This is a genomic window from Thermococcus sp. (assembly GCF_027052235.1).
Lineage (GTDB): Archaea > Methanobacteriota_B > Thermococci > Thermococcales > Thermococcaceae > Thermococcus.
Genome location: NZ_JALUFF010000042.1, coordinates 1 through 12,426, shown reverse-complemented (window position 1 = coordinate 12,426; position 12,426 = coordinate 1). Strand labels below are relative to the sequence as shown.

At 54.4% G+C, this 12,426-nt stretch carries 15 protein-coding genes, 3 tRNA genes and 1 pseudogene; 6 read left to right on the top strand and 13 right to left on the bottom strand.

Features of this window, described 5'->3' with window-relative positions; all coding sequences use genetic code 11:
* From MVC73_RS04650 to MVC73_RS04635, 4 genes are all read right to left on the bottom strand, one after another.
* On the bottom strand, positions 1 to 217 hold a 217-nt coding region (locus tag MVC73_RS04650; RefSeq protein WP_297507532.1), incomplete at its 3' end, for a hypothetical protein.
* A 262-nt stretch (positions 218 to 479) separates the two neighbouring features.
* Positions 480 to 662 (bottom strand): PIN domain-containing protein, encoded by a 183-nt coding sequence (locus MVC73_RS04645; RefSeq protein ID WP_297507529.1) that lies wholly within the window; start codon positions 660 to 662, stop codon positions 480 to 482.
* A complete protein-coding gene (locus tag MVC73_RS04640) occupies positions 640 to 927 on the bottom strand; it encodes a PIN domain-containing protein (RefSeq protein WP_297507526.1) in 288 nt (95 codons plus the stop codon). Before MVC73_RS04640 ends, MVC73_RS04645 begins: the two co-directional genes overlap by 23 nt.
* A complete protein-coding gene (locus MVC73_RS04635) occupies positions 924 to 1,100 on the bottom strand; it encodes a hypothetical protein (RefSeq protein WP_297507523.1) in 177 nt (58 codons plus the stop codon). The genes MVC73_RS04640 and MVC73_RS04635 overlap by 4 nt, the downstream gene beginning before the upstream one ends.
* Positions 1,101 to 1,246: 146 nt before the next feature.
* Here MVC73_RS04635 and MVC73_RS04630 point away from each other — a divergent pair, with 146 nt between their 5' ends.
* Positions 1,247 to 1,660, top strand: coding sequence for an RNA-binding domain-containing protein (locus tag MVC73_RS04630; RefSeq protein WP_297507541.1), 414 nt, complete (start codon positions 1,247 to 1,249; stop codon positions 1,658 to 1,660).
* 9 nt (positions 1,661 to 1,669) lie between these two features.
* On the opposite strand, the gene MVC73_RS04625 is transcribed toward MVC73_RS04630, so the two are convergent.
* Genes MVC73_RS04625 through MVC73_RS04605 form a run of 5 tightly spaced genes read right to left on the bottom strand, consistent with a single transcriptional unit; the run spans position 1,670 to position 4,666 of the window.
* Complete coding sequence (locus MVC73_RS04625; RefSeq protein WP_297507520.1) at positions 1,670 to 2,941, bottom strand: ABC transporter permease; 1,272 nt, start codon at positions 2,939 to 2,941, stop codon at positions 1,670 to 1,672.
* Between the two features lie 2 nt (positions 2,942 to 2,943).
* A complete protein-coding gene (locus tag MVC73_RS04620; protein ID WP_297507517.1) occupies positions 2,944 to 3,675 on the bottom strand; it encodes an ABC transporter ATP-binding protein in 732 nt (243 codons plus the stop codon).
* Positions 3,662 to 3,889, bottom strand: a complete 228-nt coding sequence (locus tag MVC73_RS04615) for a helix-turn-helix transcriptional regulator (RefSeq protein WP_297507514.1) — start codon at positions 3,887 to 3,889, stop codon at positions 3,662 to 3,664. Before MVC73_RS04615 ends, MVC73_RS04620 begins: the two co-directional genes overlap by 14 nt.
* Positions 3,890 to 3,898: 9 nt before the next feature.
* The gene (locus MVC73_RS04610; RefSeq protein WP_297507511.1) at positions 3,899 to 4,198 is read right to left on the bottom strand and encodes a DUF2178 domain-containing protein; all 300 of its coding nucleotides are present in this window, start codon (positions 4,196 to 4,198) and stop codon (positions 3,899 to 3,901) included.
* Positions 4,199 to 4,666 (bottom strand): DUF2178 domain-containing protein, encoded by a 468-nt coding sequence (locus MVC73_RS04605; RefSeq protein ID WP_297507508.1) that lies wholly within the window; start codon positions 4,664 to 4,666, stop codon positions 4,199 to 4,201.
* Positions 4,667 to 4,769: 103 nt separating this feature from the next.
* On the opposite strand from MVC73_RS04605, the gene MVC73_RS04600 reads away from it, so the two are divergent.
* Positions 4,770 to 4,857, top strand: a tRNA-Leu gene (locus MVC73_RS04600).
* A gap of 200 nt (positions 4,858 to 5,057) precedes the next feature.
* On the opposite strand, the gene MVC73_RS04595 is transcribed toward MVC73_RS04600, so the two are convergent.
* Positions 5,058 to 5,135, bottom strand: a tRNA-Arg gene (locus MVC73_RS04595).
* Between the two features lie 98 nt (positions 5,136 to 5,233).
* On the opposite strand from MVC73_RS04595, the gene MVC73_RS04590 reads away from it, so the two are divergent.
* Positions 5,234 to 5,310: transfer RNA gene (locus MVC73_RS04590), tRNA-Gly, on the top strand.
* 57 nt (positions 5,311 to 5,367) lie between these two features.
* Here MVC73_RS04590 and rtcA read toward each other — a convergent pair.
* Positions 5,368 to 6,420: an RNA 3'-terminal phosphate cyclase gene (gene rtcA / locus MVC73_RS04585; RefSeq protein WP_297507538.1), complete on the bottom strand. Its 1,053-nt coding sequence runs from the start codon at positions 6,418 to 6,420 to the stop codon at positions 5,368 to 5,370.
* A gap of 88 nt (positions 6,421 to 6,508) precedes the next feature.
* On the opposite strand from rtcA, the gene MVC73_RS04580 reads away from it, so the two are divergent.
* A complete protein-coding gene (locus tag MVC73_RS04580) occupies positions 6,509 to 7,063 on the top strand; it encodes a hypothetical protein (protein ID WP_297507505.1) in 555 nt (184 codons plus the stop codon).
* Here MVC73_RS04580 and MVC73_RS04575 read toward each other — a convergent pair.
* On the bottom strand, positions 7,044 to 7,853 hold the full coding sequence (locus MVC73_RS04575) for a hypothetical protein (protein ID WP_297507503.1): 810 nt from the start codon (positions 7,851 to 7,853) through the stop codon (positions 7,044 to 7,046). The genes MVC73_RS04580 and MVC73_RS04575 overlap by 20 nt on opposite strands.
* An 11-nt stretch (positions 7,854 to 7,864) precedes the next feature.
* A complete protein-coding gene (locus tag MVC73_RS04570; protein WP_297507535.1) occupies positions 7,865 to 8,377 on the bottom strand; it encodes a metallophosphoesterase in 513 nt (170 codons plus the stop codon).
* 131 nt (positions 8,378 to 8,508) lie between these two features.
* On the opposite strand from MVC73_RS04570, the gene MVC73_RS04565 reads away from it, so the two are divergent.
* Positions 8,509 to 9,003, top strand: coding sequence for a hypothetical protein (locus MVC73_RS04565; RefSeq protein WP_297507500.1), 495 nt, complete (start codon positions 8,509 to 8,511; stop codon positions 9,001 to 9,003).
* Positions 9,003 to 12,426, top strand: a pseudogene (locus MVC73_RS04560) (hypothetical protein); the annotation flags it as partial. The gene MVC73_RS04565 and the pseudogene MVC73_RS04560, both read left to right, overlap by 1 nt.

Genomic DNA, 12,426 nt, shown 5'->3' with positions numbered 1-12,426 from the left:
GCATATATATCTTCCATTCGTTTCTAATTTCCTCCTGAATCTTCGGGATCTCCTCGTCCTTCAGCATCTCCGATATCGGGTACAGGTAGGTTCCGTAGTAGTCTTTCTTTTTTGCCCGTCTTTCAATCCGCATCGCTGCAATATCGCCCATGGGGTTACCGCCCCCCAGCCCCTGCGATATGAGCCTGAGGTAGTACCTTGCAATCCCGTGTTCCACTGCAGCCCTTGAGGAGATCGCTTTATCTGTAATGGGCGCCTCCAGGACAGCGCTGCCTATTGGTCGACTTTTTTTATCTCTTCGCGCATCGGGGGTGTCAACAGGCCGTGGCCATCAGGGTTCTGGCGCAGTGCACCCCTCGCGCGAAGTGCCCATCCTCTTGATTCTGGGCTTACTCCATCTGGGAACGGCACCATCTTTCTCCACCTCTACTACATCTAACTACGCTCCAGTGGTATAAAAATGAAAGGGTGAGAAGTATTTAACCATTTCCCGGGACGATCTCCACAACGTCTTCAACGACCTTAAAGTCCTCATCAAGCGTGGCGAGCCTTTCGCAGCCGTACTCGATTGCAGTGGCCAAAATCCTCGCGTCGTGGGGCAGGAGACCGTATCGCCTGAGGAACGTTTGATGTCTTCGCTCAGTTGTGGGAGTCTCGAACAACCACGATGCCATAGGCGCTCAGAAAAGCCAGAACCCCGGCGAGGTATTCGACCGCCTTAGTTCTGAACTCTTCGTCCTTCTGGAGGAGCTTCCGAACCTTTCCAACGGAGCCCCCTTCCCTCTTCATGAGGACGAACCACACCTCATCGACGACTATGTCGGAGGTTATCTTGGCTTCCTTCTCCTCGAAGACCCTCTCGGCAAGGGGCGTCAGCTCCGTTTTAACGAGGGCGTTGTAGAGCACGCTTGAGTCGATGAAAATCACTCCTCGTACACCTCCAGCCTCAGCCTGAAGAACTCCTCGGCCTTCCCCTCGCCGAACATCCCTATCCTGGCTTTTTTCTTCATCTCCCGGACGAGCTTCAGGAACTCTTCCTCGGCTATGAACTCCTTCAGGGCGGCATTCCTCAGGTGCAAATTTCCGGCAACGTCTTCCATTTTCCCACCATCCTAACGTACGCAATCCACCTAAAATAGCTTTCCCCGGTTGGGTTCGGATGCAGGAGGTCTTCCTCGGTACTGTTATCATGACAACACTCCGCTGCCCTTATAAATCCCCTTCCCAACCGATTCCGGTGGTGAGAGTGGATCTCTTTGAGGAAGTTGAGGTCGAGGCCTACGTTTACCCGACGGAGGACATCGAGAAAGTAAAGAAAGCCATGCTGAACCTGATTCCGGATTTGGAGTTCGAGGCCTTTGATAAAGGGGACTATATACTCCTCACAGGAAAGACCAAGAGCAGGAAAGCGTTAAGCAGGCTCTACGAGCTCTTCCGCGGGCAGGCGATACTTGACACGGCAAGGAGCTTCCTTGAGGAGGGTTACTTCGGCGAGGAGATAATAATCCGCGTTAACAAGCAAGCCGCTTACGCTGGAGTAGTGAACTTCAACGAGGAATCCGCTCTTGGCCCAATAACGATAATCATAAGGACAAAAGACCCAAAAAGATTGATGAAGTGGCTCGCACCGAGAACCAAGGACGGTGTGCCGATAGAGTGAAAAAGGGGGTCACATTCTCCTTTTGCCCCAGCCTATCTTTGCCGTCAGGAGCTTTTCGCTTGAGAAGACCCTCGCGGTCACGTAAAGTGTCGCCCCTGCTATGATGCCCAGATAGAGCGCGCTCCAGATGAGCTGTCCGTAGTCGGCTCCGAGGGCATACCTGTAAGCAACTATAGGGTGCGTGAAGGGATCCGCTAAGAGGCCGTATTTTGCCAGCGCAGGGAGCTCGTCTAGGTCGGTGAACATCAGGATGAAAGCTGGAAAGGCCAGCGGGAGTATCACGGAGCTGACAACGGTGTTGGCGCTCTGGACGTCCTCGGCGAATACAGCCAGAACCATGGCGAGGCTGAGCGAGAAGACTATCGTCAGGAATATCACGAGGGCGAAGAGGGACATTCCGATTGGAGTCATCTCAAGGCCCAGGGTTTCCGGCGAGACTCCCGTCTGGAGGCCCATCGAGCCCATGTAGCTCTTCAGCCCGACCATGTAAGCTAGAGACGCTATGAGGCCCATAACTGCAGTGCCACTTATTTTTGACGCCACTATCGTCGTCCTCCTGACCGGGAGGGTGAGGAGGGTTTCAAGGGTCTTGTTCTCCTTCTCGCTGGCTATCGCTCCAGCTGCCATCTGGGCGGTTATGGTGACCATCAGGAAGACTATGAGGGGCAGGCCGTAGGCCTGGGAAGCGAGGACGCTGGAAACAACCGCGGGAGGAACGTTGATTATCCTTCCCTTCACAACCGACATGCTGACGGCCCTTACTGGGTGCAGAACGGCATCGGGGTTCTTTGCCCCGAGTTTCATCACCTTTATCCTCGCTATCTCCTCTGAGAGGACGCTTATTACCGCGTTTATCCTCGCCTCGCTCACGCTCTCCTTTATCCCCGACGTTATCTTCCAGAATATCCCGAAGACCTCAACCGTTGCAGGATTTCCACTTTCTATGCTCTCGGTGAAGTTGGCCGGAATAACCACGAGGACGTTCTGCTTTCTCAGGGAGGCCTCCCTGATGGCCCCTTCGATGCTCGTTGCGTTCAGAACGGTTACGCTGACGTTCGGGGCCGACTGGAGGGCCTTTACGAGGACTTCGCCGTATTTTCCCGCGTCGAGGTTGACTATGGCGACGTGGGTTGTCCCCTGGGCCTTTTCTATGCCCACCTGCATCGTCTTTCCCAGGGCAGGGTATATCACGAGGGGGACTATTATAAGGCCGAATATCAACTTCTTGTCCCTGAGGAGGTTCTTAAGTTCTTTCATAGCCAGAACCCAGAAGTCGGACATCCTCACACCTCCGCTCCAATGGCCCTCATAAAGACCTCTTCAAGGTTCTCCGCGCTGTATTTCTTCTTCAGCTCCTTCGGAGTTCCGATTTCTATTATCCTCCCCTGGTTTATGAGCGCAACCCTGTCGCAGAGGAACTCGACCTCAAGCATGTTGTGGCTCGAAATCAGGAAGGTTACCCCCTCATCCCTCGCGAAGCGCTTTATCGTCTTCCTTATGGTGTAGGCGTTTATTATGTCCAGCCCGCTCGCGGGTTCGTCCAGTATGGCAAGCTTCGGCCTGACCATGAGGGCCCTCGCGAGGAGGAGCTTCCTCGTCATACCCTTTGAGTAGGTCGAGACCTTGTCCTTCAACCTGTCCCCGAGGCCCGAAAGGCTTATCCCAAGCTCAAGCATCTCTCTGGCCCTTTTCTCGTCCTTGGCGTAGAGCCTCGCCATGAACTCAAGGTATTCCCTCCCGGTGAGGTTTTTATACGCCCCGGCCTCCTCGGGCAGGTAGCTTATCATCCTTCTAACCTCGCTGGCTTCATCAACAACATCGTGACCGAAGACCTCGGCCTTCCCCCCGGTCGGCCTTAGCAGGGTGGCGAGTATCTTGAGGGTCGTGCTCTTGCCAGCTCCGTTCGGGCCGATTAGGCCGAAGATTTCTCCCTCCTTTACATCAAAGCTTATCCCCTTAAGGGCTCTAACCTTTCTGTAGTCCTTCTCAAGGTTCTCAACTTCAACGGCCGCCATTGGTCTCCCCCCATTTTTGAGGACAGTCGTAGATAAACACCTCCTCTATTCTCACCCCAAAAAAACAGGCTATCTTAAATGCAAGCCTCAGGGAGGGGTCGTAGCGACCCTTTTCTATCGATATTATCGTCTGCCTCGTCACTCCGAGGGCCCTGGCAAGCTCCTCCTGCGTGAGGCCTTTCATTTCCCTCAGCTCGCGAAGGCGGTTCTTCATGGAGACACCTCACATCTTCCTTGAGTAGTAGGCCCTGAAAGCTAGATTCCCAAAGAATACTGTAAAAAACACCAGCCCAACTGCGTTGGCACACGCTTCGTTCCATTCAATTGTCCAAAAGTACAGAAGCAGAACTACTGTAACAAACAGAACCAGCTCCAGCGTCCTCATAGCGGCGAGCTTGGAAATCTCAAGACCTCTTTCGTCCAAAGGAACGCCAGTGTTTTCCATCGCTATCTTGGCTAGGAAGTATCCCAAAAGTCCCCCGCCGACGAGTACTCCCAGTAAGGCCAGTGTGAGCTCGCTCATTCACATCACCCGCCGGTAGTAGCTCAGGAAACCCAGATGGAGGACGAAGAGCGCTATCAAGACTGCCGATACTATCTCAGAGGCGAGTTTTACCTCTGGATTCTTCCTCTGGAGAGAGGAGAGATACACGGAAAGGATCGCCAGTCCGAGCATTGTCACCTGAAGGGTTCTCCTTGAGGCTATCTCCTCAATTCTCAGCGTTCTCTCGTCTTGAAGGATATGCCTTCTGCCGGCGTGTCTGTAGTAGAGGTGAATGAGAACCCCACCCGAGACAAAGGTAGCTATAGCCAGGGCTGTGTTTCCCTCGCTTACGGCCCAGCCGAGGACGTAGCCCATAGTCAGGACTATGAGAACGGCCGGGATAAGAACGCGTTTCCTCTCCTGGCCTTTCGACGAGCGAAGGAGGATTTCGGTGGCCAAAACGAGGAGTGCCGCCCATGTCAGGAAGTTCAGTATTAGTTCGTTCATTCCCCCCCACCATGTAAAGTTTCCTTTACGTAAAGCTTCCTTTACATCCTTATAAGCTTTGCCCCTTAAAGTTTTTAAAGCGGGAGGGCAAAGAGGGGAACGCGCGGGGGTTGCCGAGCCTGGTCAAAGGCGCGGGATTTAGGGTCCCGTCCCGCAGGGGTTCGCGGGTTCAAATCCCGCCCCCCGCACCATTGCAAACTTCGCCTGCGCAAACGCCCGGAAAGTTCTGGTTTTTTAGCCTGTAAGTTCGATGGGGGGTTCACTGAAAAACGCTGGGCTGAATACTGAATTTTGTCCTCATCAGCTGGGTTTAAATGGATTCACTAAAAACGGCCTCAAAAAGAGAATCCCCCTGCTCTGGCATCTTTCGCCTGAGTGAATTCTGGGAGAATGGCGCCCCGGCGGGGATTTGAACCCCGGACCTCGAGGTCCGCAGCCTCGCGCCCTATCCAGACTAGGCCACCGGGGCGTGCCCGCTAACCCTTCTCCAGACGATTTATAAATTTAACCTTCCCCTGAACCGAAAGATTTATAAGAGCGCCCCGGTTGAGTTAGTAACGGGCTCGTGCGGTGGTAGTCTAGCCTGGCCAGGACAGCGGCCTGCCACGCCGCTGGCCCGGGTTCAAATCCCGGCCACCGCACCACACTTTTCTGACTGACCTCTGGATTATCCAACACTTGCCTTTTCCACGGTTTCTCCCCTAAACTAGCTTAGGCTCCCCAACCTCGGCCTTCCTAACGACCCTGAGCCTTCCGGGCTCTCCAACTTTTCCCTCAACTTCGAAGGTCTTCCCAAAAAACCTCTCGACCACCCAGACGTTGGTGATGAGATGGTTTGTTATCTCCGCCACCGTCACCTCCCCTCCGGCAAAAGCTAGAAAGGGCACGATCTGGTCGCCGAGGAATTTATCGGCGGCAGCCCCCGTTCTCAGGGCATAGATGAGCTCTTCCGCCGCTTCCCTGCCAACGACCTCTGCTGGTTTTCCACGCTTACCGAGGGCGTCACCACCGAGCCTTAGCAAATCGGTCTCGGCCCACACGACGATTCCGCTTCCGGGGCCCAGAGAGCGGGAAACTTCTCTCTCGATTTCAACGGGAGCGTTGTAGAACTCCCTCAGCCTTTCCTCGGCACTTTTCGCCTGCCTTTCTGCAACGTGAGCCGGCAGGTTGGTAGCGTGGCTTATCCCGGAGAAGCGCTCTATTCTGCTCCATTCGAGCGCCACTAGGGGCTTCCTGTCCTCCCAGGGCTCGACTTTTCCAACGACAAGGCCTCCTCCCTTCGGGTAGTGGCCCCTTCTCTTCACCTCGATTTCGGCTTTGAGGCCCATCCGCTCAAGGGCGAAGAGGGTAACCCCCTTCAGGTAGTCCACCGGAGGGCTCCATGGGACGTCCGTTCCGCCCGTTATCTCGAAGCTCCCGCCGGTGAATGCCATAGCCGGAAGCAACGCCTGAAGAACGAGGGTTACACTCCCGGCGGTCTTTATGGGGACTCTTACGTGCCCTGCCTCAACCTTTCCGGGGATGAACTCAAGCTCGGTTGAGCCGACGCTGGCACCCTTCACCCTCGCGTTGCTCAGCTCCTTAAGAGCGAGGATCCCGTGGAGGTGCTGGGGTCTCAAACCCGGGTTGGGCCTGTTGGCGCGTATCCTTTTGATCCTAACGGCCTTTCCGGTTATCACCGAGAGGGCAACAGCAGTTCTGAGTATCTGTCCACCACCCTCGCCGTACGAGCCGTCTATCTCTACCCACTCCACCTTTCCCACCGGGGGGACTTGGAGAACTGGCCTAAAAACCTGACGAAACCCTTTTAGTGGTGACCCCTAAGCTCGGAACGGTGGAAGCATGGACGAGCTTGAGTTCTGCCTCAAGAGCCTGAGCTATCCGCTTGGGATGCTCCTTGAGGGAATGGAGCGCGACGAAGGGCCAATGGTCATCATCGAGGGGAGGTATGTAACGCTACCCCGTGTTCCCTTTGCAGTCAGGTGCTACCTCCTCGCGAGAGCCCTCTATGAGTCCCTTGACGTCGTTGACAGAAAGAGACTCGGGGACGACTGGGCCTACATCGAGGACTTCGCAAGAAGGATAAGCTCATCGCCCTTAGGGAAGAAGGTGAGGGATTATCTGGATAGGGCGGATGAGATGATTGAAGTTAGAACGGGCCTCACGGTGGACTGGCTGGAGTTCGAGAGGAGGGCAGAGAGAGTGAGACCAATCCTTGAGGAAATCCTCAAAGGGGGCAAAGTTGAAGTTGGGGAACTCAGCGTCGACGAGTGCCTGCTCCTCAGCTATCTCGCCGGGGAGAGGAAAAAGCGAGAGCTCGTAAACGCCTTCCTCGGGAAGCACAACGCCTCTTTCAAGGAAGCCGTTAAGGCCTACTTTAGGGCCCTGAGGAGTTGAGCTCAAGGGCCACCACTATGGCCTTCTCCAGGGGGATTCCCCTGGCTTTGAAGGCCTCAACGAGCCTTACCAGAGCCTCGACATTTCTCAGGTTCAGCCTTTCTCTGGGATAGCGGTGGAGCATCTTTGCCGGAACGGTAACTCCGAGCCTCTTCGAGAGCTCCCCCGCGAACTCCTCTGGAGACAGCGGGGGAAGCCTCACGACGGCCGGTATCTCAAAGGCCAGGTAGCGTGAGGCCTCAAAGGTGTCAACTACAACGGGCCTTCCGGTTGAGAGGGCCTTAACCAGCTCGCCGGGGGAGGGCTCCCGGAGGAGTATGAAGTCCTCGGGGACTATCTCTGAGAGCTCAACCCCCCGCTTGTTCTCGACGAGGACGCTTAGCCCCATGTCCAGCAGGCCGAGAAGGACTTTCATCGGGTCCCTTCTCCGAGGAAAGACGCTCCTGAGCCTCCCCGTGGCAAGGGTTATCTGGTAAACCCTCCGTCTGTCTCCGGGTAGGAGAACGCCGTTTGATATCAGCCTGAGTCCAAGGCGCGCTAGGGCAGATGAAAGCTCCTCCTCACTCCTCGTCGTTATGGCCTTTCTGCCACCGAGCTCCTCCCATCCCCTGCTGACAACCTCATAATCCGCCGGGAAAAGGCCTCTGGCATTGAAAAACTCCTCAAGTGTCTCCTTTGCCAGCTCCTCGTTGAGGGCATAGACCCTAACCAGCTCGACGTTGTCATTTCTGTCAACGCCTATGAACACGACCGCATCGCGCCTCTCCTTCGGGACGAGTATGTCCTCCATCCACGGCACCCTCAGAGGCTCATGGCCCCTAGTAGCTCGCCGGTCTCTATGTTGATTATCTTAACATCCCTCCTCCTCGTGTCGAGGAGGGCAACGCTCTTCACGCCGGTGAGATAACCGCAGACCTCCCCGGGGTTTACGAGGATTGTCCTTCCAACTTCCCTTATCTCGTAGCGGTGGGTGTGGCCGACGACAACGACGTCGTAGAGCTTGCTGTAGGCCAGAGCCTTGACGAGAACATCGTTGGTCCCGTGGGTTACGGCTATCTTCATGCCGTCTGCTTCAAGCTCTATCAGCTCGTCGTATATCCCAAGGGCCTCGTAGAGGCCTTTCCTCTCGCCGTCGTTGTTGCCGAAGACGCCCTTCAGGGGTGCCTTGAGCCTCTTGAGTTCCCGGGCCACGAAGGGGGCAACGTAGTCGCCGGCGTGTATAACGAGGTCAACACCCCTCTCGTTGAAGAAATCAACGGCCTGTCTGATGGCGGGGAGATTATCGTGAGTGTCGCTCATTATCCCTATCAGCATGGTCTCCACCGGATGAAGTTCGAGGGAGGGTTTATAGGGTTATCGAGGAACCCGATGTGCAGGTGTGTGCACTAGAGTCCGGCGGGAAGGTTTATTAGCCCCATCCCCAGAGCGTAGAGTAAGGTGGTGGCATGTTCACAGGGAGGGCCCTGATAGCGGTCAAGGTCATCAAGCCCACCGGCGACTGGAACGCCGGGGACATAGTTTTAATCGAGGACTGGAAGGCGAGGGAACTCTGGGAGGCGGGAGTGGTAGAGGTTGTGGACGAGGCCGACAAGGTTATAGGCGAGATAGACAAGGCCATAAGCGCGGAGAGGGAGAGCGAGCCCCTTACGGCCCTTCCCGCCGGCCTGTACGAGAGGGCCGAGTTCTACTCCTATTACCTTGAGAACTACGTCAGGCTGAACGCGGGTGAGAGCGTGGAAACCATAAACGTCAAGCTCACGAAGCTTGCAAACCTGAGGAAGAAGCTCCGCGACCTGAAGATGATAAGGTTCAACAAAATCCTGAAGGCGGTCATGCTGAGACCCAACAGCCTTGAACTGCTTTCAAGGTTATCGCCGGAGGAGAGGAGGATATACCTTCAGATGAGCAGGCTCAGAAACGAGTGGCTCGGTGATGGGTGATGGAAAGGGAGGAGATGATTTCGCGCTTCGCGAAGTTTCTGAGGGAGTACGTTGACGACGATGGAAACGAGGTTTACATAAACAGGCTGAAAGACCTCCTCACCCTGACTCCCAGGCGCTCCCTCGCGATAGACTGGGCGCACCTTAACTCCTTCGACCCTGAGTTAGCTGAAGAACTTCTTGAAAACCCCGAGGAGAGCATTGCGAGCGCCGAGGATGCAATCCAGATAGTCCTCCGCGAGCCTCCTCTTCTGGTTGAGAGGGAGTTCAAGGTCCACGCGAGGTTCTACAACCTGCCCCATACCCTTCTCGTCAAGGAACTCGGGAGCGAGCACATAAACAGGCTCATCCAGGTTGAAGGCATAATCACGCGCGTGAGCGAGGTAAAGCCCTTCGTTGAAAAAGCGGTCTTCGTCTGCAAGGACTGCGGTAACGAGATGATACGCCTCCAGAAGCCCTACGAGAACCTTGTTAAGCCGGCGAAGTGCGACGCCTGTGGCTCAAGAAACATCGAGCTCGACGTTGAGAAGAGTCGCTTCATAAACTTCCAGAGCTTCCGCCTTCAGGACAGGCCCGAGAGCCTCAAAGGGGGCCAGATGCCACGCTTCGTCGATGCCATCCTTCTTGATGACCTCGTTGACACGGCCTTACCCGGTGACCGCGTCCTCGTGACCGGAATCCTTCGCGTCATCCTTGAGGGGAAGGAGAAGAGGCCGATCTTCAAGAAGGTCTTGGAAGTCAACCACATCGAACAGCTCAGCAAGGAGATAGAGGAGCTTGAGATTTCGCCGGAGGATGAGCAGAAGATACGCGAGCTGGCCAAGAGGAAGGACATCGTTGACGCGATAGTGGACTCGATAGCTCCAGCCATCTGGGGCCACAAGACGGTGAAGAAGGGCATAGCCCTGGCTTTGTTCGGTGGAGTCCAGCGGACGCTCCCCGATGGGACAAAACTGAGGGGAGAGAGCCACGTTCTGCTTGTGGGAGATCCGGGAGTTGCTAAGTGCGTTGACTACGACACAGAGGTTGTTTTGGCCGATGGAAGTCTGAAGAAGATTGGGGAGATTGTTGAAGAAGTCATTAAGAGAGCGGAAAAAGAAGGAACGCTCGGGAAAGTTGACGATGGTGTCTACGCCCCCATCGACCTTGAACTCTATGCCCTCGACGCGAAGACCCTGAAGGTGAGGAAAGTTAAAGCGAACATAGCCTGGAAGAGAACCGCTCCAGAGAGAATGTTAAGGATAAAGACCGCCAGTGGCAGGGAGATTAAGGTAACGCCAACTCATCCGTTCTTCGTCTTTGAGGACAGACAGTTTAAGACGAGGAAGGCGGAGGAGCTTAAAGAGGGAGACTTCATAGCGACACCAAGAAAAGAAAGCGAGCCAAAGAGTATACCTGAGACGGAAGATGAGAGCCTCAGAAAGCTCCTCGCCGACTCAGACATCTTCTGGGATAGGGTTGAAGAGATCGAAGAATACAGGCCAGAACACCCATGGGTCTACGACCTTCAGGTTCCGGAGCACCACAACTTCATCGCCAACGACATCTTCGTCCACAACAGTCAGATTCTCCGCTACGTGGCCAATCTGGCGCCGAGAGCGATTTACACGAGTGGGAAGAGTTCCTCAGCCGCTGGACTGTGCGTTGCCCCCGATTCAATTATTGAGACAAACATGGGTAGAATTGAAATAGGAAAACTCGTTGAAAAGGTTATTCCAGGAGAAGTTAATAATTACAAGAGCGTTGATGCAGAAGCTCTTGGCCTCACTGTAAAGACTAAGGACGGAGAGAGAAAAGTCCTTCGCCTTTGGAAGCTAAAGGCTCCAAAAGAGCTAGTTCGCATTAGGTCGGAGGACGGGAAAGAACTAATAGTGACCCCTGAAACAAAACTCTTGACGCCAAACGGGTGGATGCAGGCACGGGAGATAAATGGGAAGGTTCTAACTCCAGAGAGGCCCGTTAGAGTAATGAGAGAACTTATTCCTTCTCCCTACGACTACGTCTACGACCTCACGGTGGAAGGCTCCCACAGCTTTGTAGCCAACGGCTTCGTTGTCCACAACACTGCCGCCGCCGTGAGGGATGAGTTCACAGGCTCTTGGGTTCTGGAAGCGGGTGTTCTCGTCTTAGCGGACGGCGGGTTTGCCTGCCTGCATCCTGACTCAAGGGTTCTCGTTGATGGAAGATACCAGAGAATTGAAGACCTCTTCGAGCTGAGCAAGTCTTACAAGGCCCTCTCCGACGGCCAAGTCGTGGACATCCAAGAGAAGGAGATGAGCGTTGTCGCCCTCGACCTTGAAAGCATGAAAACAAAAACTTCAAAGGCCACGATAATCCGCAGGAAGCCCTGGAAAGGAGAGCTCCTCAGGATAAAGTTCCGCTCGGGCAGCGAGGTAACCCTAACTCCTGATCACCTCCTAATTGACGGCCAGACCCTTGAGTGGAAGGAGGCTGAGAAGTTCAGGGTTGGAGACAAGGTAGTTGCCCCGCTCAAGCTTCCTCCAGTAAGGGAGAGAATGTACGTACTTGACATTCTACCCTCAAACTGGAAGGTCAAGCTGAGTCAAGAGGAAAAAGAAGAACTGAAGGCAGAGGTCCTCAAGAGGTTCAAAACCCTTGCTGAGTTCAACAGGAAGTACAACGTTTCGAAGGATTTCCTTTCAGGGAGGGGTTCCCTCAGCGTTGGAAAGTTCAGAAAGATACTTCGGGAGCTTGAAATCTACGAAAAATGGCGCGAGAGGCCGTTAACTTATGGTCCAAACTACCGCAGGGAGCGTCTTAAGGTCTCCTACATAACTCCAGAGATTGCTTACTTCTTGGGCTTCCTCTATGGGGACGGATGGATAAAAAGGAACGGTTCGAAGGTTCACGTTCGCATTGTGCAGTCAAAGGTTCACAAAGACCAGATACGAGCGATCAGGAATGCCTTTGTGAGCTTCTACGACGGAGAGCTAAGAGAATACGAGCGGACGACGAGGAGCGAACTTGCAGGCAATAAAATTAAGAGCGAGACGATCACCTTCCACGTCAGCTCTCCACTGCTCGCCTACCTCTATGAGTACGTCACCAGAGACAACCTCAAGAATGCTTTCTCCCTGGACGACGAAGCATTGAAAGCATTTGTTGCGGGGGCACTTGACTCCGATGGATGTATCTCAACTAAAAAGAGCGAGAAGGGGAGTGTTGTTCACATAGAATTCATGCTCTCCAACGACTTTGAAAAGGATAATGCCTTTGCACTCCTGCTCAGGAGGTTCGATGTGTACGCGCGCGTAATTGAGGGAGATAGCGTGAACAGAATTCGGATAACTGGAAGAGAGGACGTGGCGAACTTACTAAACGCGGTCAAAGGTTACAGCGTTAAAGTCAAAGGCATACCATCCAAAAAGCACCTTGTTTCTTCGAGAAGCGATAAGGTACCTG

What these genes read in the sequence shown, in the direction of transcription:
- MVC73_RS04635 (WP_297507523.1), bottom strand. Translation starts at nt 1,100, where the DNA reads ATGGAAGACGTTGCCGGAAATTTGCACCTGAGGAATGCCGCCCTGAAG.
- MVC73_RS04625 (WP_297507520.1), bottom strand. Translation starts at nt 2,941, where the DNA reads ATGTCCGACTTCTGGGTTCTGGCTATGAAAGAACTTAAGAACCTCCTC.
- MVC73_RS04620 (WP_297507517.1), bottom strand. Translation starts at nt 3,675, where the DNA reads ATGGCGGCCGTTGAAGTTGAGAACCTTGAGAAGGACTACAGAAAGGTT.
- MVC73_RS04615 (WP_297507514.1), bottom strand. Translation starts at nt 3,889, where the DNA reads ATGAAGAACCGCCTTCGCGAGCTGAGGGAAATGAAAGGCCTCACGCAG.
- MVC73_RS04610 (WP_297507511.1), bottom strand. Translation starts at nt 4,198, where the DNA reads ATGAGCGAGCTCACACTGGCCTTACTGGGAGTACTCGTCGGCGGGGGA.
- MVC73_RS04605 (WP_297507508.1), bottom strand. Translation starts at nt 4,666, where the DNA reads ATGAACGAACTAATACTGAACTTCCTGACATGGGCGGCACTCCTCGTT.
- MVC73_RS04580 (WP_297507505.1), top strand. Translation starts at nt 6,509, where the DNA reads ATGGACGAGCTTGAGTTCTGCCTCAAGAGCCTGAGCTATCCGCTTGGG.
- MVC73_RS04575 (WP_297507503.1), bottom strand. Translation starts at nt 7,853, where the DNA reads ATGGAGGACATACTCGTCCCGAAGGAGAGGCGCGATGCGGTCGTGTTC.
- MVC73_RS04570 (WP_297507535.1), bottom strand. Translation starts at nt 8,377, where the DNA reads ATGCTGATAGGGATAATGAGCGACACTCACGATAATCTCCCCGCCATC.
- MVC73_RS04565 (WP_297507500.1), top strand. Translation starts at nt 8,509, where the DNA reads ATGTTCACAGGGAGGGCCCTGATAGCGGTCAAGGTCATCAAGCCCACC.